General features: G+C 40.3%; 19 protein-coding genes. 16 read left to right on the forward strand and 3 right to left on the reverse strand.

From position 1 onward, the window contains the following. Positions 1-4: 4 nt before the first annotated feature. From AAEU29_RS19115 to AAEU29_RS19160, 10 genes are all read left to right on the forward strand, one after another. Complete coding sequence (locus AAEU29_RS19115; RefSeq protein ID WP_421974802.1) at positions 5-637, forward strand: thiol:disulfide interchange protein DsbA/DsbL; 633 nt, start codon at positions 5-7, stop codon at positions 635-637. A gap of 145 nt (positions 638-782) precedes the next feature. Next, positions 783-1892: an EAL domain-containing protein gene (locus AAEU29_RS19120; RefSeq protein ID WP_421974803.1), complete on the forward strand. Its 1110-nt coding sequence runs from the start codon at positions 783-785 to the stop codon at positions 1890-1892. Between the two features lie 361 nt (positions 1893-2253). Next, positions 2254-3801 (forward strand): 2-isopropylmalate synthase, encoded by a 1548-nt coding sequence (gene leuA / locus AAEU29_RS19125; RefSeq protein ID WP_421974804.1) that lies wholly within the window; start codon positions 2254-2256, stop codon positions 3799-3801. Next, entirely contained in the window at positions 3798-4877 is a 1080-nt protein-coding gene (leuB, locus tag AAEU29_RS19130) for a 3-isopropylmalate dehydrogenase (RefSeq protein WP_372768923.1), read from the forward strand. Before leuA ends, leuB begins: the two co-directional genes overlap by 4 nt. A 56-nt stretch (positions 4878-4933) precedes the next feature. Next, entirely contained in the window at positions 4934-6334 is a 1401-nt protein-coding gene (gene leuC, locus AAEU29_RS19135; RefSeq protein WP_421974805.1) for a 3-isopropylmalate dehydratase large subunit, read from the forward strand. Next, positions 6334-6933 carry a 3-isopropylmalate dehydratase small subunit gene (leuD, locus tag AAEU29_RS19140; RefSeq protein WP_421974806.1) on the forward strand — a complete coding sequence of 200 codons (600 nt, stop codon included), beginning with the start codon at positions 6334-6336 and terminating at the stop codon, positions 6931-6933. Before leuC ends, leuD begins: the two co-directional genes overlap by 1 nt. A 67-nt stretch (positions 6934-7000) precedes the next feature. Next, the gene (locus tag AAEU29_RS19145) at positions 7001-7396 is read left to right on the forward strand and encodes an ACT domain-containing protein (RefSeq protein ID WP_421974807.1); all 396 of its coding nucleotides are present in this window, start codon (positions 7001-7003) and stop codon (positions 7394-7396) included. An 8-nt stretch (positions 7397-7404) separates the two neighbouring features. Further along, a complete protein-coding gene (locus AAEU29_RS19150; protein WP_421974808.1) occupies positions 7405-8028 on the forward strand; it encodes a trimeric intracellular cation channel family protein in 624 nt (207 codons plus the stop codon). Positions 8029-8086: 58 nt separating this feature from the next. Further along, complete coding sequence (locus AAEU29_RS19155; protein ID WP_421974809.1) at positions 8087-9601, forward strand: YifB family Mg chelatase-like AAA ATPase; 1515 nt, start codon at positions 8087-8089, stop codon at positions 9599-9601. A gap of 98 nt (positions 9602-9699) precedes the next feature. Beyond that, positions 9700-11412: an energy transducer TonB gene (locus AAEU29_RS19160; RefSeq protein WP_421974810.1), complete on the forward strand. Its 1713-nt coding sequence runs from the start codon at positions 9700-9702 to the stop codon at positions 11410-11412. A 101-nt stretch (positions 11413-11513) separates the two neighbouring features. Here the strand turns inward: AAEU29_RS19160 and AAEU29_RS19165 are convergent, their stop codons facing one another. Further along, positions 11514-12200: a response regulator transcription factor gene (locus AAEU29_RS19165; RefSeq protein WP_421974811.1), complete on the reverse strand. Its 687-nt coding sequence runs from the start codon at positions 12198-12200 to the stop codon at positions 11514-11516. 148 nt (positions 12201-12348) lie between these two features. Continuing rightward, on the reverse strand, positions 12349-14814 hold the full coding sequence (locus AAEU29_RS19170; protein WP_421974812.1) for an alpha/beta hydrolase family protein: 2466 nt from the start codon (positions 14812-14814) through the stop codon (positions 12349-12351). Between the two features lie 255 nt (positions 14815-15069). Between AAEU29_RS19170 and AAEU29_RS19175 the strand changes: the two genes are divergently transcribed. The 6 genes from AAEU29_RS19175 (at position 15070) to AAEU29_RS19200 (ending at position 22010) form a co-directional block, all read left to right on the forward strand. Continuing rightward, positions 15070-16185, forward strand: a complete 1116-nt coding sequence (locus tag AAEU29_RS19175) for a CNNM domain-containing protein (protein ID WP_421974813.1) — start codon at positions 15070-15072, stop codon at positions 16183-16185. A 508-nt stretch (positions 16186-16693) separates the two neighbouring features. Beyond that, positions 16694-17326, forward strand: coding sequence for a 2OG-Fe dioxygenase family protein (locus AAEU29_RS19180; RefSeq protein WP_421974814.1), 633 nt, complete (start codon positions 16694-16696; stop codon positions 17324-17326). A gap of 9 nt (positions 17327-17335) precedes the next feature. Then, positions 17336-18571, forward strand: a complete 1236-nt coding sequence (locus tag AAEU29_RS19185) for a cysteine desulfurase-like protein (RefSeq protein ID WP_421974815.1) — start codon at positions 17336-17338, stop codon at positions 18569-18571. Between the two features lie 89 nt (positions 18572-18660). Then, on the forward strand, positions 18661-19452 hold the full coding sequence (locus AAEU29_RS19190) for a CLCA_X family protein (protein ID WP_421974816.1): 792 nt from the start codon (positions 18661-18663) through the stop codon (positions 19450-19452). Between the two features lie 990 nt (positions 19453-20442). After that, positions 20443-21030 (forward strand): hypothetical protein, encoded by a 588-nt coding sequence (locus AAEU29_RS19195; RefSeq protein WP_421974817.1) that lies wholly within the window; start codon positions 20443-20445, stop codon positions 21028-21030. Positions 21031-21038: 8 nt separating this feature from the next. Then, entirely contained in the window at positions 21039-22010 is a 972-nt protein-coding gene (locus AAEU29_RS19200) for a hypothetical protein (protein WP_421974818.1), read from the forward strand. A gap of 383 nt (positions 22011-22393) precedes the next feature. Here AAEU29_RS19200 and AAEU29_RS19205 read toward each other — a convergent pair whose 3' ends face one another. Further along, complete coding sequence (locus AAEU29_RS19205) at positions 22394-22849, reverse strand: RNA-binding S4 domain-containing protein (RefSeq protein ID WP_421974819.1); 456 nt, start codon at positions 22847-22849, stop codon at positions 22394-22396. Position 22850: the final 1 nt, after the last annotated feature.

Genomic DNA, 22850 nt, shown 5'->3' on the forward strand with positions numbered 1-22850 from the left:
ATAAATGAAAGCATTTTTTAAAGCTGCTCTTTTAGCTTTAGCATTGCCAGTTGTTGCAATTGCAAATCAATATGAAGAAGGCGTGCATTACGATGTAATTTCAGATCGCGCTACAAAAACCCCAGAAGTAACAGAGTTTTTCTCATTTTACTGCCCTGCATGTAACAACATGGAAAACGTTATTTACGACTTAAAACCGATGCTTGATAAAAACGTAACGTTTAAAAAAGCACACGTAAATTTCATGGGTGGCAGATCAAAAGAAAACCAAGAAATGTTATCGCAAGCATTAGCAGCGGCTGAAGCATTACCGCAAAAAGACCAGATTATTGCCGGTATTTTTAACCATGTTCATGGCGAGCGTAAAAACTTTAATGAAGTTGCAGATGTAAAAGATGTGTTTGTAGCAAAAGGCGTTGAAGCATCAACTTTTGAAAAATATTACAAAAGCTTTGCGGTTCGCACTAAAGCGAAGAAAATGAGCAAAGAACAAGAGTTTTATAAATCGAAAGGTGCACTTGGTTCTGTGCCTACTTTTATTGTGAATGGTAAATACAAAGTTAACTTTGGCCGTAAGTCCGGCATTTCGAGTGCTGAAGATATGGCTAAACTAATTAACTACCTAGCTCAAAAGTAGTTTTTGCTTATCAAAAAAAGGCGCTTATAAAGCGCTTTTTTTATGCCCATAATTTCGATTTTAAGACTAAATAATAGTGCCAATATACTGGTAATTATAAGGTTCTATGCTTGACTTATAGAATGCAACAAAACAGGACGTTGACATGGATTCGAAAGAGCAAACCGTCTTTATATTTGATTTAAGCGAAGAGCAACGCACTACAACGCAAAAGTGCATTGAATACCTTTGGGCTGGACGTATTTTCACAACTGGTGATCTAGCTAGCTTACAAAGTGAAGTGGTGCAAGGTACTAATGAAGACACCTTAGTTATCTCTGCAAATTCTTTCGGTGATGTAGATATGGCAAGCTGGTTATTAGGTACAGGCTTTAAAGGTCGCTTAGTCTTATTGCTTACTGAAGATGATGCTGTCCCCTTATTTTTGCCTTGTGAATTAATAGCGCAAATCCATAAACCGGTTAAGCTCAGTGACTTTAATCAAGTTTTCAGTCAACGTTCGGTTACAGAGCACATAATCGATAAAGAAAAATTAACTACTATTCTTTCACGTAGAGATTGTGTAAACCTTGATTTTCAACCTGAATTTCGCAGTCAAAACGAGAAGCTATCTGGTTTTGAATGTTTAGTTCGCTTTCAAGAAAATGGTATTAAGTTAAGTACTAAGCAGGTTATGGATGCGATTGAAAAACATCAATTAATCGATGTGTTTAGTGATATGTTTTTCAAACGTGTTGCAGAAGTTTTACCTGCATTTAGCAGCGTTCGCTTATCAATTAACTTATCGTTAATCGATTTAGGGCAATATGATTTACTGCAAGTAATGAGCTCGCATTTAAACATTGCAGGTATAAATCCTGATCAAATTATTTTTGAGTTTCCTCTTGATGCGTTTTACAGCTCTAACAGTAAAGTTATTGGGTTGTTAGCTGGGTTAAAAGAGCTAGGCTTTAGCCTTGCGATTGATGGCGAAGAAGGTATTTTGACACGGCTTGAAAAACTACCATTAGTGATTGATGAAGTGAAAATTCCGGTAGAGCAACTACAACAACTCGATAAAGAGCAAACAGACAAGGTTGCTAAGTTCTACCATCATAACAGTGTTGATTTTGTCTTTGTTAAAATTGAAAGTTATCAACAGCAGAAGCTAGTGCAAAACAATTTCACACGAAGCCATATGCAAGGCTATTACCTTGCACCACCTATTCCTGTAAACCAGGTATTTGAGATGCTAAAAAATAACTGTGTGAATTAAAAAAATTTCATTATTTTTTTTATGCAGACCATTTAATCTAATTGGCTAATAAATTATGTCACAAACTTATTTTGGTTAATTTATTCATTAAGTGCGTTATTTTTGCTTTTTTGTTTTTTATTTTTGATGTTAATTGCGGTTTTGTTGGTTTTTTTATGCTTGTTTTGCGTTGCTTCTAATGGTTAAATTGCTTCAGTCAATGATGGAAACCATATAAATATGTCTTACAACACGATTAGCCTACTTCTAAACAACCTCTTACTGCTTAGCGGCAGAAGCGGGGCTTAGTGTGTTTGACTGAAAAGTTTGCAAAAACCCCGCTAAATGCGGGGTTTTTTTATGTTAGGGCAAAGGTGCAGGTATGAGCGATAAAATTTGGATATTTGATACAACGTTACGAGATGGCGAACAAGCATTAAAAGCAAGTCTTACTGAAGATGATAAGATTCAGCTAGCGCATGCTATTAGTCGTCTGAATGTTGATGTTATGGAAGTCGGATTTCCTGTTTCAAGCCCTGCCGACTTTAGAGCAGTAGAGCGTATAGCACGTGAAGTAAGAGGCCCTGCAATTTGTGGCTTAGCACGTGCGGTAGAAAAGGATATTGAAGCCTGTGGACTTGCTTTAAGACCTGCTGAAAATCGCCGTATTCATACCTTTATTGCAACCAGCCCTTTACATTTAGAACATAAATTACGTATGAGCTTAGATGATGCAACTGCGATGGCAGTGCGTTCAATCAAACAAGCGCGCAATTACACTGATGACGTAGAATTTTCATGCGAAGACGCGGGGCGTACACCGCATAGTGATTTATGCCGCATTGTAGAAGCAGCAATAAATGCGGGCGCATCGACAATCAACTTACCTGATACCGTTGGTTATGTTACCCCTGACGAGTATGCTGCGATGATCACGCATTTAATGAACAACGTCCCAAATATTGATAAAGCGCGTTTAAGTGTTCATTGCCATAACGATTTAGGTTTAGCGGTAGCTAATTCGATTGCTGCGGTACAAGCAGGGGCACGTCAGATCGAGTGTACTGTCAACGGGATTGGTGAACGTGCTGGTAACTGTTCACTTGAAGAAGTGTCGATGATCTTAAAGATGCGTGAAGATCACCTTAAATTACGCACTGATATCGTAAGCGAAGAAATTTACCGTGCTTCACGTCAAGTCAGCCAAATCTGTAATATGCCTGTGCAACCGAATAAAGCGATTGTCGGTGAAAATGCTTTCGCACATAGCTCAGGTATTCACCAAGATGGTGTGCTTAAAGCGCAAAACACTTACGAAATTATGGCACCAGAAACCGTTGGAGTGCCAAATAATCAGCTAAATATGACCTCGCGTTCAGGTCGTCATGTTATTCAGCACCGTTTAAGTGAATTAGGTTATCAGCCTGATGATTATGACATGGATTCGCTATATCAGAGCTTTTTAGCTTTGGCTGACCAAAAAGGCACGGTCTACGACTATGACCTAGAGGCGATGATTTACTTCAATAATCAATCAAGTGAGAGTGATTTTTACCAGTTGTCATTTGTCCATTCAACGTCAAATTCTCAGTCAGTGGCGAGCAGTAGTGTAGGCATGACAATTGGTGGCAAAGAAGTTACTGAAGCCGCAACGGGTAACGGCCCTGTTGAAGCGTCATTCAAAGCAATTAAACGTATGACTAATATGGATATTGAAATTATTGAATATAATTTAGACGCAACAGGACAAGGTGAAGCATCCCTTGGCCAAGTAGACATTATCGCTAAGTTTGATGGACGCCAATACCACGGTGCAGGCTTAGCAGCAGATATCGTGGAAGCGTCGGTGCGCGCTTTAATTCGAGTTCACAATTTAATTTATCGGGCACAGCAAGTATCCGATTTAAAACTACAAAGGAAAGCAGTATGAGCAGCCAAGCAAATTACGACATCGCAGTGTTAGCGGGTGACGGTATTGGACCGGAAGTAATGACCGCCGCTATCGACGTGCTAAACGCCGTAAGTGATAAATTTAATTTTTCATTAAGCTTAAATCACCATGCAATTGGTGGTGCGGCAATCGACCAATTTGGTAAAGCACTGCCAGATACAACCTTGGCTGCGTGTGAACAAGCGGATGCAATTCTATTTGGTTCAGTTGGTGGACCAAAATGGGAAGGATTGCCGCCAGCAGAGCAACCTGAGCGCGCATCATTATTACCGTTACGTAAACACTTTGGCCTATTTTGTAACTTACGCCCAGCACAGCTATTACCAGCATTAAGTGCGGCATCACCGTTACGTGCAGATATCAGTTCAAAAGGCTTTGATATTTTATGTGTTCGCGAGCTGACAGGTGGTATCTATTTCGGTGAAAAAGGCCGAAGTGGTGAAGGTGCTGAAGAATATGCATTCGACACGCAAACCTATTCGCGTAAAGAAATCGAACGTATCGCCCGCTTTGCTTTTGAAGCAGCAAAATTGCGCGCTAATAAAGTAACGTCTGTTGATAAAGCAAACGTACTTGCATCAAGCGTGTTATGGCGAGAAGTTGTTACAGAAGTAAGTAAAGATTACCCAGATGTAGCACTTGATTATATCTACATTGATAACGCAACAATGCAGCTAGTAAAAGAGCCAAGCCAGTTTGATGTGCTTTTATGCGACAACTTGTTTGGTGACATTCTTTCTGATGAATGTGCAATGATCACAGGCTCCATGGGCTTATTACCTTCAGCAAGCTTAAACCAAACGGGTTTTGGCTTGTATGAACCCGCTGGTGGTTCAGCACCTGATATTGCAGGCAAAGGTATTGCAAATCCAATCGCACAAATTTTAAGTGCAGCATTAATGCTACGTTATTCATTAAAACAAGATGAAGCAGCGCGCACTATTGAAAAAGCGGTTGCAGAAGCTGTAGCTGCAGGTGTTGGTACACCAGATATCTACCCAACGGCAGGCTACACCACACTTGATGTTGCAAAAGAAATCATTGCACGCATTTAATTTTTATATGGCCTGAAATTCAGGCCACCGTCACCGAAATTAGCAAGGGGAATGACGTGGCTCAGACCTTATACGACAAAATTTGGCAGGCACATAAAGTGACTGCAATTAACGATGAAAGTGATTTGCTTTACATCGATAGACACTTAGTACACGAAGTGACATCACCACAGGCTTTTGCTGGTTTACGCGAAGCAAACCGCAAAGTACGTTGTCCTGAAAAAACATTTGCGACCATGGATCACAATGTTTCAACTAAGAGCCGCTCTTTGGATGCAGCAAGTGAAGTGTCTAAAAATCAGTTAGTTGCTCTAAAAGAAAACTGTGAAGAGTTTGGCATAGTACTTTACGATTTAAATTCAATTAACCAAGGTATCGTGCATGTAATGGGACCTGAACAAGGCATTACATTACCAGGCACAACTATTGTGTGTGGTGATAGCCATACATCTACTCATGGTGCTTTTGGTGCGTTGGCTCATGGTATTGGTACCTCTGAAGTAGAGCATGTATTAGCAACACAAACATTACAGCAGAAAAAAGCAAAGAGCTTAAAAATCCAAATTGATGGCAAAATCAACCTTGGTGTGACCGCAAAAGACATTATTTTAGCTGTCATTGGTAAGTTAGGTACCGCGGGTGGTACAGGTTATGTTGCAGAGTTTTGCGGCGAAGCAATCAGTGCGCTTTCAATGGAAGCGCGTATGACACTTTGTAATATGAGCATTGAAATGGGTGCTAAAGCAGGCTTAATTGCACCGGACCAAGCAACTTATGACTATCTTGAAGGGCGCCCATTTGCACCAAAAGGTAAAGATTGGCAGCAAGCGGTAGCGTATTGGCAAACCTTAAAGAGTGATGAAGATGCAGTGTTTGACCACACAGTCGTGTTAAATGCTGCGGATATTCAGCCACAAGTAACTTGGGGTACTAGTCCTGAGCAGGTAATTGGTATTGATCAGGTAATCCCAGATCCCGACACACAAAGTGATCTAATTAAAGCAGACGCGATTCGTCGCGCACTGGCTTATATGGATTTACAGCCGGGACAAAAAATCGCAGATGTAGCGGTAGACACTGTATTTATTGGCAGCTGTACCAATAGTCGCATTGAAGATTTACGCGCTGCCGCCTCTTTAGTGAAAGGTAAAAAAGTGGCTGACGGTGTTGAAGCGTTGGTGGTACCGGGTTCTGGTCTTGTTAAAAAACAAGCGGAAGAAGAAGGGCTCGCTGACATATTCAAGCAAGCTGGTTTTGAATGGCGTGAACCAGGTTGTTCAATGTGCCTAGCAATGAATGACGACCGCCTAGGCGCGGGTAAACGTTGTGCGTCTACTTCAAATCGTAATTTTGAAGGTCGCCAAGGTCGTGGTGGGCGTACTCATTTAGTCAGTCCTGCAATGGCTGCTGCGGCGGCAATTCATGGTCGATTTGTTGATATTCGAGGAGGTATCTAATGGCTATTTTTCACAGCGGTTTAATGGCGCCACTTGATAAAAACAATGTCGACACAGACCAAATTATTCCTAAGCAGTTTTTAACATCAACCAGCCGTGATGGTTTTGATAAAGCGTTATTTTACGATTGGCGCTATTTGGAAAATGGTGACGCAAATCCAGACTTCATTTTAAATGAAGCACGTTACCAAGGTGCCAGTGTATTGCTTACTCGCGATAATTTTGGTTGTGGCTCATCGCGTGAACATGCGCCTTGGGCATTAAAACAATATGGTTTTACGGTGATTTTAGCCGAGAGTTTTGCTGATATTTTCTTTAATAACTGTATGAACAATCAAATGCTTGCAATTGCGTTACCGAGTACGACTCTGGATAAGTTATTTGCGGTAACTGAGCAAATTGAGCAAGTAAATGTTGTGATAAATTTGGAAAACCAAGTAATTAAAAGTGAGCAGTTTGATGATATTGGTTTTGATATCCGTCCTGATATCAAACAACGTTTATTATCAGGACTTGATTTTATCGGCGTAACTGAAACGCTAAACGATAAAATTGATGCCTTTGAACAACAACTTGCGAGCCAAAGAGCTTGGCAATAATGTCCATATCAAATTAGAATTCTAAAAGGCTGTGTTAACAGCCTTTTTTATTTTATAAGGAAGAAAAATGAGTGGTGAAACGAATCTACAACAGTTAATAAAACATATGCAGCCCATGTTGCACCCTGAAAGCTATGTGTTTGTCTGTTCAGAAACAGTTGATTCTTTGGATATGAGCAAGGTGTTTTCGCGTATTAATGAGCCTGAAGGTATAACGCTGATTTTAACTAAAGCTCAGGCAGTCGAATGGCAACTGACATACAGTTCAGAGTTTTCATTAATCACTTTACAGATCCACTCAAGTCTTGATGCTGTTGGTTTAACTGCTGCTTTTTCAACAGCCTTGGCAAAATATGATATTAGCGCTAATGTGGTTGCAGGGTTTTACCATGATCATATTTTGGTTGCTAAGAAAGACGCTTCAAAAGCAGTTGAAGTGCTTCAAGCGCTAACCAAGCAATAAGGGTAAAAATGGATTCATTGTTCCACTGGATTGATTTAGTTGGTGTTGCAGTATTTGCGATATCAGGTGCGCTGGTCGCTTATAAAAAGAAATTAGATGGCTTTGGTGTCATTGTACTCGCGTCAGTTACCGCAATTGGCGGTGGTACCACACGAGATGTAATTTTAGATGTACCGGTTTTTTGGTTAAAAGATCCCACTTATTTAATTTCGATTTTCTTTGCGAGTATCATCACCATTATTTGGCTAAATAAACAACGTGGCTTTCCCCAAATATTACTCGAAATTGCCGATGCGCTCGGCCTTGCATTTTTTGTTGTAATGGGTGTGCAAAAAGCCTTAAGCCTTGGCATGCCTGATTTAACCGCCATTGTAATGGGCACTATTACAGGTTGCTTTGGTGGCATGATCCGCGATGTGCTCGCGCGTACTACCCCGATGGTATTAAAGAGTGAGCTCTATGCCACAACCTGTATTTTTGGTGGTATTTTATATACGCAAAGCCTTAATTTAGGACTATCAACAAATTTCGCAATGATTTTAGGTATGCTGGGTACACTGGGCTTACGTGCTGGGGCGATAAAGTGGGGATGGAGCCTACACGTATTTAAATACAGTAAAATAGATAAGTAGCTGGGCGCTTAAATTCAGCTACACTAAAGGTAAGAGCTTATATTGTAAGGACAACGGAATGTCTTTTGCCTGTGTTTATTCCCGCGCGCAAGTGGCTATGGATGCGCCTTTAGTAACGATTGAAATTCATATCACCTCTGGCTTACCCAAGTTTACCATCGTCGGATTACCCGAAACTTCTGTAAAAGAAGCTAAAGACCGTGTGCGTAGCGCTATAATTAATAGCCAATTTAAATTTCCGCAAGAGCGCATAACTGTAAACCTAGCCCCCGCTGATTTACCCAAAGAAGGGGGGCGCTTTGATTTAGCTATTGCGATTGGCATTTTGGTCGCATCAAATCAATTGGGTCAGTTGAATTTAAGCAAACACGAGTTTTATGGTGAGCTGTCTTTAAGTGGCGAGATCAGGCCAATTCATGGTCTGCTGGCATCGCTGATAGCGAATATTAATAGCGATAAACAAATTTATATTTCAGCCCATAATGCCAACGAAGCTAGGCTTGTATCACATTGTCAGATTAAATTAGCAACAAGTTTAAATGAGCTCTGCCAAGATTTGACGGGGCAACAAGCACTTAACTTCTTGGTAGCTGAACCTCAAGCAAATAAAGCCATGCCACATTACTTAATTGATATGGCTGAAGTAAAAGGGCAGGGGCAAGCCAAGCGCGCGCTCGAAATTGCCGCGGCAGGAAAGCACAATGTAATGTTTCTTGGTCCACCCGGTACAGGCAAGTCCATGTTAGCGGCAAGAATGGCGACTATAATGCCGCCATTAACTGAATCTGAAGCACTAGAAACAGCAACACTTTACTCAATTATTGGCAAGTCGGTAGATCAGCAGCAATGGCAAATACGACCATTTCGCTCGCCGCATCATACCTGCTCAGCGGTTGCTTTAGTTGGCGGTTCTTCAAACCCTAAACCAGGTGAAATTAGTCTCGCGCATAATGGGGTGTTATTTCTGGATGAACTTACCGAGTTTGAACGAAAAGTACTTGATAGTCTTCGCGAGCCATTAGAAACCCGTAAAGTAACAATATCACGAGCTGCACGGCAATCAGAGTTCCCTGCCAACTTTCAGTTAATTTGTGCACTTAATCCAAGCCCAACTGGGTGTCATAGAGATAATCGTGCATCACCAGAGCAAATTTTAAAATACTTAAGCCGTGTCTCTGGGCCCTTTTTAGATAGAATTGATTTGCAAGTTGAGTTACCAAAATTGAAAACCCATGAGCTGCAATCGAATCAATTAGGCGAAAGCTCAGAGCAAATACGCGATAGAGTCGTGAATGCACAAAAATTACAATATCAACGTCAGGGTAAGCTTAATGCGTTACTGTCAAATCGAGAACTTGAGCAAGTGGTGAAACTTGATAATGAAAGTGTGACATTTATGGCATTAGTAACAGAAAAGCTCGATTTATCACCGCGCTCATATCATCGCGTATTAAAAGTGGCACGTACCATTGCCGATTTAGCGGGCAAGCAAACTGTTGATTTAATGCACATTAAAGAGGCAATCAGCTACCGTGCATTTGAGCGATTAATTAATACCTTAACACGAGTTTAAAAACATAATAAAAAATGCGCTAGCTTAGGCGTTTCCTGAGTTGCACCACTATTAACCAGCTGTTAACATGAGCTTTGGTGCAATTGACAGGAGTTGAAATGATAAAGTTAGCGAGTGTAATAGCTGGTATATTGTTAGCGGGTCAAAGTGTAAGTGCGATGGCTAATGCCGACCGCGCCATGGATCTTTATCTCAATCAAGATTATGCCCAAGCCTTTAAACTTTTTCAGAAAACAGCTCACCTCGGTCATGGCAAAAGCCAATTTAATTTAGGGGTGCAATATCTTCGTGGCCAAGGCGTTGCGCAAGACCCAATCCTAGCTTACGCCTACTTAGCTGTTGCTATCGAAAATGGCTTTTTAACAGCAAGACAAGCACTTAAAACAGTTGAGCGCCGATTAACTCCTGCACAAATGAAAAATGCACAAGCGAAAGCCAATGAACTAATAGGTTTGTATGGCAAAGCAGGCAGTGAAAATATTCGTTATGCACTCCCTTTTGGTCGTGACTACAACCCAACTCCTAAGCGTACTGAAAACCCAGAAGCAAAATATCCTAGCAGCCTTTTTAATAAAGGTATTCCGGGCATGGCGCGCTATTTATTTGATATTGACCGCAACGGTATTGTGCGTGATGTGCAGTTATTACAAAGTTATCCAAGCGATGAATTTGCAGAAAGCGTATTAGAAAAATTAGAAAATTCACGTTATCAAATTCTAAAAGTGGGCGGCAGTTTACGAAAGTTTAGTCAGGCACAATTTGGTGGTGTATTTAAGCGTACAGATATTCCAGAAGAAACGCTTAAACAACTCGAGGCTAAACATAAAAAATTATTAGCTCAGGCAAAACGTGGCAACACTAAATCCCAAGCTGAACTTGCTGATATGTTAGAGCTGATGAGTGAAGACGATATGCTGAAAGTAGCGTATTTGCCAAAAGATACCGTGACAAGCTCAAATGGCGAAGCAAATTTACTGGCAAGTAACGCAGATGAGTTCACTGAAAACCCAGCGCTTAGCGAAGATTTTTATAACTTCAATTACCTTGTATGGCTAGATAAGCAAGGTAATACCATTCGTTATGAAGCAACAGGTGACTATAAAGCACCTAAAGAATTAGACAAACTCGCTGTTAAAACCATGCAAAACTGGCAAGTGCTAGTCAGTGGTGATGAGCAATCAGAGTATGGGCCATTTTTAGCAGAGTTTTTCTACAATAATGAAGCGCGAAATAATACATACTCAAACTACATCAACCGCCAAAATGTAAGATTAAAACAGATTATTGCAAAACCGCGCGAAGAGATGCCAAGTTACTGGCGTTTAAAAGCAGCACAAGGCGGTGACTTTGCTTCTTTAATGTTGCTTGGTGCGGGCTGTAATTTACATATTCTTGGTACCGCGGCAGATCTTGGCTATACACCAGCACAAACACTGGCTGCTAAATGTATTTTACAAAAAGCAGATGCCAGCAAAGAGTTACTTAGCCAAGCGCGCGAATGGCTTGGCGATGCCGCTGAACAAGGCGATTATATTGCGATGCGAGAGCTTGCTGGCATATACGCACGTGAGTCGCATAACCAAGGCGAGTTGAACTATGCCATTGAACTAACAAAGTTAGTGGTTGATGAAAAAGACGACCCTTGGGCATATGAATATATGGCAGCCGCCTATGCAAAATTAGGTCAGTTTGACGAAGCCGTAGATATGCAAGAGAAAGCCGTAAAAGAAGCGTGGGACAAAGACTATTTTGTTGATGCTGCGAAAGCGCGATTAGCGGCCTATGAAAATTCCAAACTGGGCACTTGGTAAAAACGTAAAATTATTTAAATAGAAAAGGCCGCAAATGCGGCCTTTTTTATGTTTATTAGCTAGTTAACCCGAGTTCAGGCTGGTTAAGTGAATTTTTATTATTAACCTAGCGCAATCATGTAACCTTTGCCGCGCACGGTTACAATGCGTTTTTGTTCTTTTTCGTCACCGAGTTTTTTACGCAAGCGGCCAACTAATACATCAACGGTTCTATCTGAAGGGCTCCAATCAGATTGGCCAATTTCTTCTGAAAGTTTTTCACGGCTAGTGGGTTTACCGGCATTACCAATTAATGAAATTAACACTTTATGTTCAGCTTCGGTTAGCCTAATTTCTTCGCCATTGGCTACAATTAAAGTACGGTGCTCTGGGTGCACTTTAATATCTGAGTATTCAATGTATTCATCATTGGTTTGGAACAGATTAAGGCGTTTTGCTAAGGCTTTTAATCGCAGCTCTAGCTCTAATAAATCTACTGGCTTACAAATATAATCATCAGCACCTTGAGCTAACCCTAAAATTCGGTCGGCCTGAGAATCTCGGCTCGACAGCACGACAACACCAATATCTGAAATTAAGTTAATTTCTTTTGCGAGCACTAAGCCATCTACTTGGGGTAGTACAATATCGACAACCGCCAGCTTTATGTCATGATTTGTGCGCACAATATCAACCGCATTAGCGCCTGTTTCGTCAACAACAAAACTAAACTCACTATTGCTAAAATGTGATTGAATGCGCCTTACTAGCAAGGAATCATCTTCAACCAGAAGAACTTGTATTGTCATAATGTTCGTTATTCGATTATCTGCCCGAAGCGATATTATCACCAATTTTGCACTGAATGAAAAATAGAAAGATAAGTATGTTAAGTATAGGTGTACAAAAAAAATAACGGCTTAAAAAAAGCCGTTATTTTTACTTAGCGTTTTATGGTTATTTTTGTGGGTATAAGTCCTGCCACCACTGTGGTTGCTCTTTCAAGTGCTTATCAAAATAAGCCAGCATAGTGTTCCACCAATGGAAGCGCTTATCGCGTGCAAAAATTTGGTGATCTGCACCTTTATATTCAACTAATTCAACATCTTGGCCTAGTAGCTTTAATGCTGTGTACATAGTGTGGCTTTCACCTACTGGTACGTTAGTATCAGCATCACCATGAATAAGTAATAACGGTGTTTTTACTTTATCTGCGTTAAATACTGGGCTGTGCTCTGAATAAAGCTTTGCGTTATTCCAAGGGAAACTGTTTTTAGAGGCTTCACCTGAATATAAATAACCCCACCAACCTTGGCCCCAGTAAGAGGTAATATTTGAAATACCCGCATGAGAAATAGACGCGCTAAACATATCTGTTTTAGTTGCTAATAACATGGTCATAAAGCCACCATACGACGCACCTAAGTTACCTACTTTGTTTTTATCAACAAAGGTGTACTTATCTAGGAATGCCTGAGTGCCTTTGATAATGTCATTAGCTGTGTATTCGCCCCATGCATTAACGTGCTTTGCCGAAAAATCTTGGCCAAAGCCTGTTGCACCGGTTGGTTGTAATACATACACCACGTAGCCATTTTCAGCCCATAAATTAAATGGGTAACGACCTGTAAATGCACGATTTACTGGTGACGTACCACCATAGTAATACACCAGCGCTGGGTATTGCTTTTGTTTATCTAAATTACTTGGTAAATAAACGCGGCCTTTAATTTCAGTACCTTGGTCATTTACAAAGTTAAACTCTTCAAGGCTCGGCAACTGTGTATTAGCATAGTAGGCTTCTTTCGCATTCCACAGGGTGCGAGTTTTATCACTGCTTGGTTTACTCTTAAGTTGTACTTGTTGTGGTAGTTGCGCGCCAGTACCAGCGTAAACTAAGGTTGGTGATTTATCATCAGAAACACTAAAACGTTCAATCACATCTAGGTTAGTTTTTACTTTATTAAAGCGTTTTTTACTTTCATCAAATAAATACAGTTGGCGCTTGTCTTCTTCGCCTACATTTAAAATCACATCATCATTGTTTAAAACCGTGAACTGGCCAATGCTAGGTTTGAATGATTTTGATAATGCTGTGATTTTTTTGCCGTCATAACTTACTGAATACAGTTGTGAATCGTAGTTATTACTAAGCTGTGATGCGGCAACGTTTTTACCAACGTTATCACCAAACTCAGGGCCCGCAGTAATATATAAACCATCACTTGCGTATTGTGCGCTATTAAATGTGCGGTAACTGCCAATAGTTGATTGGCTGTTGTCTGCTAATTTGTACTCAAGCAGCTCAGTTAGCATATGCGGTGGTGCAGCATAATCAGAAATAGAGCGGCTTAATAACAGTGTGCCACGCTTGGCATCAGAATCTTCTAGGTTTACGCTAAATTCAGCAGGGCTTACTTGGCGCATTAAACCTGAATTTACATCGTATAAATATACGCTAGTTTTATTGCGTGCATACGACCAACGATCTTCTAAGCCTTGGTAATACTTGGTTAGTGACGTCGATTTTTCAGGGCGTTTAACCCAAGTAAAAATAAGCGTGTCGTTATCATAAAAATCAACATTGCTAATGCCCGATAACTCTTCACTTAATGCGCTGGTGGTTAACGTTTTAAGATTTAACTTAAAGAGGGTATTACCACTTGTGTATACAAGATGTTTATTGTCGCTTGACCAAGCAAAATTACTTGCGTTTTCAGGTAATGCGAAAACAATTTCATTGCTTTTAACCGACTTAATATAAGTTTCTTTGAGTGCTTTATTACCGTTTTTATCGTTGTAACTGCGCGTTTGCCAAATCAAGAGTTGAGCGTTTGGAGAAATACTTAGGTTCCTAACCGTTTTACTATCAAATAATTGTTTGGCGCTTAGTGTATTTGGCGCGTCACTAGAAACGTTAATGTTGGCACCTTCAAGGTCGCTAGTTAAATCAAGCGCAACCTTGCCCCAGTCTTCAACGCTTTCAGTAATAATGATTACTTGGTGTTGGCCTGTGCTTAGCGGTAGCTTATAAGCATCACCAATTTTAGAAAGTAGCTCGCCATTTAGGTAAAAACTGGCTTCTTTAACACCCTCTAATTTAAGCGTTGCAGGTGTAAAGCGTGAGGTGCTGAGGGTGAATTTTAATGCTTGTAAACCCGGTTCAGTGAGTGCGTTTAATTTATTTAGGCTCTGCCATTTAACTGTATTACCAAACAGGCTTACTGATGCTTGGTCTGCCGCTAAACTCTGTTTTAGGTTGTTTAAAATGGCATTTTTGCGATTAGTTTCAAATGGCTTAAGGGCATTTTGCGGTGCGATTGGGCCTAAATAATTGATCTTACTTGTATCAATGGCTTCGGCATTGGCGATTGGAGAAATAAAATAAGCGCCGAGCATTGCTGCTAAAAGAGACTTTTTCATTGTCTGTCCTTATCAAAATAGATTGCAGAATCATAACTAAAAAAATTCCTTCTGTATGCTTGAACTCGGTAAGTTGCAGCCCAATTATGTTGAACAACGAAAACAAGTGTGAATGAACTTTGCACGGGTGATCGTAATCAAATTAGCTTTGCCGTTTATAAATTCATACAATTTTACGACGGTTATTGTACGCAGTGCTTAGTTTATTGGGTAAACTAGGCTTGATAAATTTACGCCATGATTCGAGAGGTTACTGTGGCTTTGTTAATTACCTATATGCTGTTAGCTATAGGCATTTCATTTTTATGTTCAATTATGGAAGCGGTATTACTAAGTATTACCCCAAGCTATGTCGCCAGTTTAAAAAAGCAAAAACCAAAGTTAGCTGAGCGCATTAACTCATTAAAAGAAAAAGTAGATCAGCCACTTGCGGCAATTTTAACGTTAAATACTGTAGCGCACACAGCAGGTGCAGCAGGTGTAGGTGCACAAGCTGCAGCGGTATTTGGTGATGCGGCAATTGGTATTGCATCAGCAGTAATGACGTTACTCGTTCTAGTACTTTCAGAAATTATTCCTAAAACATTAGGTGCTAATTATTGGCGCCAATTAACGCCAATCGTATCGTCATCATTGGTGGTGATGGTGCGCATATTAAAGCCGTTTATTTGGCTTTCAGACATGATTACGAAAATGCTTGGCAGCAAGCAAAGCGAAAGCCACTTTATTCGTGCTGAAATTGAAGCAATGGCAGAAATGGGTAGCGAAGCAGGGGCACTTCATCAAGAAGAAAGCGAGCTTATTCGCAGTCTTTTAAAGTTCCGTCATTTAAAGCTGGATACCTTATTAACTCCGCGTACTGTGCTGTTTAGGGTACATAAAGATCTCACTGTAGATGAGTATTTAAAACAACATGGTAGCGTAGCGTTTTCACGGGTACTGGTGTTTGACCAAGACTCTGATGACATTATTGGCTTTGTGCATAAAAACGACATCATGCTGGCATATCACCGCCTTGGTGAAGACTACAAAATTGCCAAATTAGTTAAGCCGATTTATACCGTACCAGAAACATTGCATGTGCATACGTTATTTCAAACACTGTTAGAAAAACGCATTCATATTTGTTTGATTGTTGATGAATATGGTGATGTACAAGGAATTGTGACGTTAGAAGACATGATTGAAAGCCTAATGGGTATGGAAATCGTGGATGAGCGTGACCAAACCTTAAACATGCAATTAATGGCCAAAGAAAAATGGCAGCAGCGTGTGGAAAATCACGAAAATTTAATTAAAAACGATGAACACGGTGTAGAAACAAAAACACCTGAAGCTTTGAAAAAGTCGCTCAGTGATGAGTGTAACTAAGCTGCAATCTCGTTTTATTAACCTCGCCAAGCGTCTTAACGCTTGGCGAGGTGTTATGTTGCTAGCTGCCTTTGTTGCATTCGCTTTACTGATAACATCACTGGTGCTAAATACGCCATTTTTAAATTCGTTGCAGGCAGGTTTCTTATTACTGTTTTGCTGGAGTTTATTGGGATATTTCTTTATTGCGTGTTTTAGTTTATGCGATCAAAACCAGCCAGCTAACGCTTCTTGGTTTATACGTTTAAAGCATAAATTAGTTAATATATTCATTAGAGTTATTACTCTAATTTTTGTTGTTTTAACAGCAATAACCCTCTATTTAACGCTTCGGCTAATTACTGTATTTAACGGTTAAAATTTAAATTGAATGTAATATTTAATTTTTAACATAAAATTGCATTTTTTAATCTATAACCATCTTTATTGCCACAATTTAAACCACAAAAAACCCATTAAAAGCGTCTAAGATCTCCGCGATTTATAATTCATCATCTGCGAGCGTGTTATGACGAAAGTAAACAACCAGAATCTGCTGCAATTGCGTTTTATCGAGCAAGCATTTATCGAGCAGCTTAAGCCTTCTTTTGATAACTTACCGGCAAATCCATATGCCGACGGTGCATTTCGTTTACGCCGTTACTCTGTAATTAAATTTGTTGATGGCAAATTAAGCCTGCAACCTACTAAAGCATTTGTCCAAGATGACTCAATTAACCAATTCCAAGGTAATATTGAGCGTACTTACGAAAACCTTGAAGAATCGCTGTTAGCGACTGACGGTATGACGCATTTAGTAGAGCAGTTTATTGAAATGTCAGGCATTGCTAGCGATACCGATATTGAAATCCACCAGTTCCGCATGTTAGCGATTGATGCAGACACGCCGCCAGCACCAGAGGGCGTGCACCAAGATGGTTTTGACCATGTTTGTGTTGCAGGTGTGTCGCACAGCAATATTGAAGGTGGTGAGCTACTAGTTTACGAATCACGCGATGCAGAGCCATGTTTCAAAATGGAAATTAAAGACGGCATGTTTGCTATGGTGAATGACCGTCAGGTATGGCACAACGCAACACCAATGAACAAAATCGACAACGATAAAGTAGGCTATTTAGACTGCTTTGTATTAACAGCGTAGGAACTGATAATGCAATTAACTAAAATCCGTAAGCAGTTTCCAGCGTTAATGCAGGAAGTAGCAGGTAAATCACCGGTATTTTTAGATGGTCCAGGTGGCTCACAAGTACCGCAAAGTGTTTTAACTGCCATGTCAGCTTATTTAGGTCGTTATAATTCAAACTTAGGTGGCGCATTTTTCTCAAGCCACCAAACGGTTGACCTAGTAAATAAAGCACGTGAAAGTGCGGCAACATTGTTAAATGCACCAAGCAAAGAGCAAATTGTGTTTGGTCCGAATATGACCAGCCTTACCTTTAGCTTTAGCCGTGCAATTAGCCGTGATTGGCAAGCGGGCGACGAAATTATCGTAACTAATGCAGATCACTTCTCAAACGTATCTAGCTGGCAGCAAGCGGCAGACGATAAAGGCGTAAAAGTTCACGCATTAGAAGTGGATACTGCAGACTGTAGCCTTGATTTAGTGCAGTTAAAATCATTACTCAATGAAAACACTAAACTTGTTGCCGTTACTTACGCATCAAACACTACAGGTACTATCAACGACATTAAAGCGATTGTTGATATGGCACACCAAGTAGGTGCACTAGTGTATGTAGATGCTGTGCATTATGCGCCGCACATGCTGGTGGATGTACAAGCACTTGATTGTGACTTTTTAGCGTGTTCTGCGTATAAATTCTTTGGCCCACACTTAGGCATGGTTTACGGTAAACGTGAACACCTAGAAGGTTTTACGCCATATAAAGTAGAGCCAGCGACCGATTTAATTCCAGGTCGTTGGGAAACGGGTACGCAAAGCTTTGAAGCAATGGCAGGTTTTATTCAAGCCGTTGAATATATTGCAAGCTTAAGCGAACTCGATGAAAGCGAGCCATTGCGCACGCGATTAGAGGTGGCTTTTGCCAATGCTAAACAGCATGAAGATGCGCTTTCTAAGTATTTCCTTGAACGCATCGCAAAGTATAAATCAGTAACCTTATACGGTATTTCTGATCTGTCGCGTTTAGCCGAGCGTACACCTACCTTTGCAATTACTGTTGCGGGTGTAACACCACGCCAAGTATCTGAGCACTTAGGCAAAGAGCATATTTGTGTGTGGGACGGTAACTTCTACGCCAAAGGGTTATGCCAACAGCTTAACGTGTTAGACAATGGCGGTGTTATTCGCATTGGTTGTATGCACTACAACACAATCGAAGAGCTAGAGCGCTTTTTTGATGTATTAGAGCCGCTACTTGCATAAGCTCGCAATACATAAACGTGAAAAAGGGTAACTGAGTTACCCTTTTTTATTGGATAATGACAGCATCAACTAAACCTAATTGAGCTAACTTGAAGTTAACCAGCTTTAAATACAAAACCCGCAAAGGGCCAGACTATCGCCATGGCGAACAAGTGTCGTTTTTAGATATAAAACAAACCTTTGGCATGGGGAATATTCGTGTGGGTAGCTGGGTAACACGCGAAGAAAGAGATCTTGCCGCTAATTTAGTATTCGATGCACTGGCTGATTTAGCCTACATCTTGGCATTACCGCCGCAAGCTATGGGGCTGCGTGGAAACTTAAACCTTGCCTTTGGTAGTGGCGGGCGAAAGGGCGTGCAAGCACATTATGCGCCTCATTATCGCGAGCTGGCACTGGCTAAAAACGCGGGAGCAGGGGCACTTGCTCATGAGTTTTGGCATGCCTTTGATCATTACATCGCCGACAAAGCCTTTAATATTAATGATTCGGAGATCTTGCCAAACCGCATTCTATTCGCCAGCGACTGCTGGCTGAAAAACAAAACACAAATTGCTCACCCGTTAAATGATCGCCTCATTAATATTTTTAGCGCCATGCTATTAAGCGACGACGGCCAAGATAAAAACGACTTTGTTGCACGCAGTGTAAAAGCTGATTTAGCTTTATCAAGAAATTACTTTTCACTACCCACCGAAATGATGGCGCGCGCTTTTGAAGCGGCAGTAGAGACTTGCCCTGATATTGAAAACAGCTATTTAGTCGCGGGCACAACCAACCCTGATGTTATGCCGGTATTTCCTGACTTAACGCATAGGCAAAGGATTTATGACGCGTTGTTAGCGTATTTTAAGCCGCTTGGAATGGCATTGAGTAAGTGAGTTGGTTTTTATTTGGCTGGTTTTTTAATCTTAACATTTGAGTTAATTGATAGTTGGTTTGACGTTGCTTTCGACAGCGGCCTTTTAGGAATTAGCTTTGCCTCCCTGCATTTATCTTACGCCATCCATGGCGCACTCGTTCATTCTTTTTAAAACGGCCAAAAAGAACGAACCAAGAAAAAGCCGCCCCGAAATCAAACTGAATCCTCAAAGAATAAATCGAAATGAACGCAAACAGTATGCAATCGCCATCCATGGCTCAAGCATACTTTTGCCAGCATCCATGCTGGCAATTGCTCTTCAATTTAATCTTTTCGGGTTTGATTTAAGGGGTGACGAAAGACCGAAGCGAAGCTTCGCAGCTTGAGGAAGTGAGGTCATGGATGACCGATGGAACCAAGCTTCAAGGATGAATTGTTAATTAAGGAAATAGTTTGTGGAAACTTTAAATTCATTGGCCGTATTGGTTGTTTACAATCTAAGCATTTAAGTTGATTGATACTTGGTTTGTCGCGCTGGCGACGGCAGCCAAAGGGAGGCTAACGCCGGCCTCCCTTTGGAATCCCTCGGCGCCCCGAAATCAAACTGACCCCTCAAAGAATAAATTTAAATGAACGCAACCAGTATGCAATCGCCATCCATGGCTCAAGCATACTTTTGCCAGCATCCATGCTAGCAATTGCTCTTCAATTTATTATTTTCAGGTTTGATTTAGGGGGGAGTGCGTGAAACTAACGATGTATTTCAAAGAAAGGAAATCTTCTTGTTATTTCAACATCTCTGATCCCGTTGATTCCCAGATTTTCAATATAATCTAATTTGTAGAGTTAAATTTTCAGGATGTTCACTACAACTTTTATCTTAGCTTTCAAATACAATAACTTATTGTAAATTTGTCAACATTTACACTGATTTACTGAAAACAAAACAAAACAAAACAAAACAAAACAATGGTAGTGTATTTTTCGAACTTAACTAAAAGGAATTAAGATGAAAAAAGTAATCAGTACATTAGCTGCTCTTAGTGCATGTATTTTAGTAACTGCATGTCAATCAAAGTTTAATGCGAGTGTAATTAAGCAAACGACAATTATTTATCCGCCAGACCTTGCGAACGGCGGTGTTTTCCAAAAGCATGAATCTAAAGTGGAAGCTGAATTAGAGGTATGCAGTGGCACTCGCGAGTTCTGTTCAAATAATGAGCTCAAACCAGAGTTAGAAAAACTAAGGCTGATAAATGAATCCTCTGGACCGATTTTGAGGTACAACAGAAGCGCGACAATGTCTTTGTATAATCAAGGTTCTTTGAGCGGTTCTTTCTCGGTTGAATTAGAACCGACAGCATCTGGGTATAAAATCGCTTCTCCACAGAATGTTGCAAATTTTATGGTGCAATCACCTGATTGGACAAAGTTTGAGTTTGTTTTGTTTGCTGATGTAACAGGGGGGAGCTCAGGTTCATCTAGTGTTAAAATTTATAAAGGCTATGAGTTACTTTCTAGCTCCGGCATTTATATCAATGTAGATTGTGGAGAAGCTGGCGAGCCACAGTCAGATTGTAGCTTAGTACCAAATTAATTTTAGAAATGAACTCAACTCTTACAAAGTTAATTGTATTAGTATTTGTTCTAAATATTGGCGGGTGTGTTGCACCTGCCAATATGTATGAATATATTGAAATTCAATACCAAGAACAACGAATCCCGAATTTAGCTATTATAGCTCAGCTTGAAGATGGTCAGCAGACAAATATGTTTTTTGTTAGCTTTTCAACTGATAAGGATCTCAATCGTCCAAAAAAAAGAATGGAGCAACTTGATGTATCACAGTTTAATAGCCTTGCTACACTTGAAGCTGACAACATTACCTTAACCGTCTTTGCGAAAGACTCCTTAAAGTGTGCTGACGACGCAAAAGCACTTTTAACAAACGTTTTTAATATCATGGAGTCCGAAGTGCGAAGCTCGGGCTTTAATGTGCATCAGACGCATAACACATTCCTGACTGATGACGAGGTTTTTTTGTATATCGATACAATCGGGGATAGTTTAGATGATTTAAGCAGCAAACCTATTCAGTCATTGCAATACCTAGAATGTGGAAAAAGCTTACTTAGTTCGGTTTTAAAGAAAGTTCAAGGTGTTGTGCATGAAGCCACGCATATAGAAGTGGCTCTACAGCATAAAGCGATATTGAAAGATACCCCGCTTGATAGATTGACAGATGAGTTTATAGCGGTTAAATCTGAGAAATGCTTTACGCATTACCCACCAAAGTTCCATCATAAAATCACGTCGGAGGGTATTTCAAATAAACAAGAACAAAAAGAATATTTATTAAATTTAGAAGAATCACTTTTTAACTATGCGAATAACAAGTCGTCGTATCAATCAATGTTTGCTGCCCATATTTTTAATGAATGGCACTATTCTATACAACAACAGGGAAAAGCGCTTCAGGAATTTTGTGATTTTGACCTATCTTCAAGGGAATATATAGAAAATCAACGTGAGTTAGTAAAATCCATTATTGATGAATATGAAATACCGCTTCGATAGGGAACAGTTGGGGCTGTTCTTGCCGGATCCGAGCGACAGCCGTCCTTTCAGATATCTTACTGCCTATAATAAAAAGCGATGATTAGATCCCCTTTTAATCAAACCTGAAAAAGGGATTTAAATGAATAATGCGAGACAGGGAGCGAAGCGGTCGAGCAAGCCATGTACAACAGGGATGTTGCTTCATGGCGTTTATGTTCATATTTAAATATCTTTTGAAGATTAGTTTGATTTAGGGGCACGTTTTTTGGTTCGTTTTTGTCGTGTAACAAAAATGAACAAGAGGACGCCATGGATGGCGTCAGTTATTCAAATGGAAGAGTTGAAGTTGCTTAAAACGCTGTGGTTGAGGCAAGAGTTAAAAGTTAGCTAACCCCAACCCTTTAACCAAACGATATCGGTTTTCTACCCGTTTTTTTATCTTTGGCTTTTGCGCTTTTAGCGGCTGGTTTTTTATCTGCTTTTTTAGCTTTTGCAGATGACTGATTATTCGCAGGTGTTGCTACTTTTGGCTCTTCAATCACCTCTGGTACTGGCTGATATTCAGCTGCATCATCGTCTTGATAATCATCTTCAAATGACTCGTTATCTTGGTAGTCACTCTCAGCGCTTTCGCCAGAAAATTCGGCAACTTGGAACAGTTGGCCGTCGAATTCTACCGTGTCACCTGCGTATACTTTTTTGCGTTTTAGTAGGCAAATTTCACCATTGAGGGCAACATAGCCGTCGGCAATTAGCATTTTTGCTTGGCCGCCAGACTCAACAAGGTCGAGTAGCTTTAATAAGTTACATAATTCAATAGGTTGCTCTTCAAGTTCAACAACAAAAGCTTGTGACATG

The organism is Pseudoalteromonas aquimarina, assembly GCF_049257255.1.
Lineage (GTDB): Bacteria > Pseudomonadota > Gammaproteobacteria > Enterobacterales > Alteromonadaceae > Pseudoalteromonas.

What these genes read in the sequence shown, in the direction of transcription:
- AAEU29_RS19115 (WP_421974802.1), top strand. Translation starts at nt 5, where the DNA reads ATGAAAGCATTTTTTAAAGCTGCTCTTTTAGCTTTAGCATTGCCAGTT.
- AAEU29_RS19120 (WP_421974803.1), top strand. Translation starts at nt 783, where the DNA reads ATGGATTCGAAAGAGCAAACCGTCTTTATATTTGATTTAAGCGAAGAG.
- leuA (WP_421974804.1), top strand. Translation starts at nt 2,254, where the DNA reads ATGAGCGATAAAATTTGGATATTTGATACAACGTTACGAGATGGCGAA.
- leuB (WP_372768923.1), top strand. Translation starts at nt 3,798, where the DNA reads ATGAGCAGCCAAGCAAATTACGACATCGCAGTGTTAGCGGGTGACGGT.
- leuD (WP_421974806.1), top strand. Translation starts at nt 6,334, where the DNA reads ATGGCTATTTTTCACAGCGGTTTAATGGCGCCACTTGATAAAAACAAT.
- AAEU29_RS19145 (WP_421974807.1), top strand. Translation starts at nt 7,001, where the DNA reads ATGAGTGGTGAAACGAATCTACAACAGTTAATAAAACATATGCAGCCC.
- AAEU29_RS19150 (WP_421974808.1), top strand. Translation starts at nt 7,405, where the DNA reads ATGGATTCATTGTTCCACTGGATTGATTTAGTTGGTGTTGCAGTATTT.
- AAEU29_RS19155 (WP_421974809.1), top strand. Translation starts at nt 8,087, where the DNA reads ATGTCTTTTGCCTGTGTTTATTCCCGCGCGCAAGTGGCTATGGATGCG.
- AAEU29_RS19160 (WP_421974810.1), top strand. Translation starts at nt 9,700, where the DNA reads ATGATAAAGTTAGCGAGTGTAATAGCTGGTATATTGTTAGCGGGTCAA.
- AAEU29_RS19165 (WP_421974811.1), bottom strand. Translation starts at nt 12,200, where the DNA reads ATGACAATACAAGTTCTTCTGGTTGAAGATGATTCCTTGCTAGTAAGG.
- AAEU29_RS19170 (WP_421974812.1), bottom strand. Translation starts at nt 14,814, where the DNA reads ATGAAAAAGTCTCTTTTAGCAGCAATGCTCGGCGCTTATTTTATTTCT.
- AAEU29_RS19180 (WP_421974814.1), top strand. Translation starts at nt 16,694, where the DNA reads ATGACGAAAGTAAACAACCAGAATCTGCTGCAATTGCGTTTTATCGAG.
- AAEU29_RS19185 (WP_421974815.1), top strand. Translation starts at nt 17,336, where the DNA reads ATGCAATTAACTAAAATCCGTAAGCAGTTTCCAGCGTTAATGCAGGAA.
- AAEU29_RS19195 (WP_421974817.1), top strand. Translation starts at nt 20,443, where the DNA reads ATGAAAAAAGTAATCAGTACATTAGCTGCTCTTAGTGCATGTATTTTA.
- AAEU29_RS19200 (WP_421974818.1), top strand. Translation starts at nt 21,039, where the DNA reads ATGAACTCAACTCTTACAAAGTTAATTGTATTAGTATTTGTTCTAAAT.
- AAEU29_RS19205 (WP_421974819.1), bottom strand. Translation starts at nt 22,849, where the DNA reads ATGTCACAAGCTTTTGTTGTTGAACTTGAAGAGCAACCTATTGAATTA.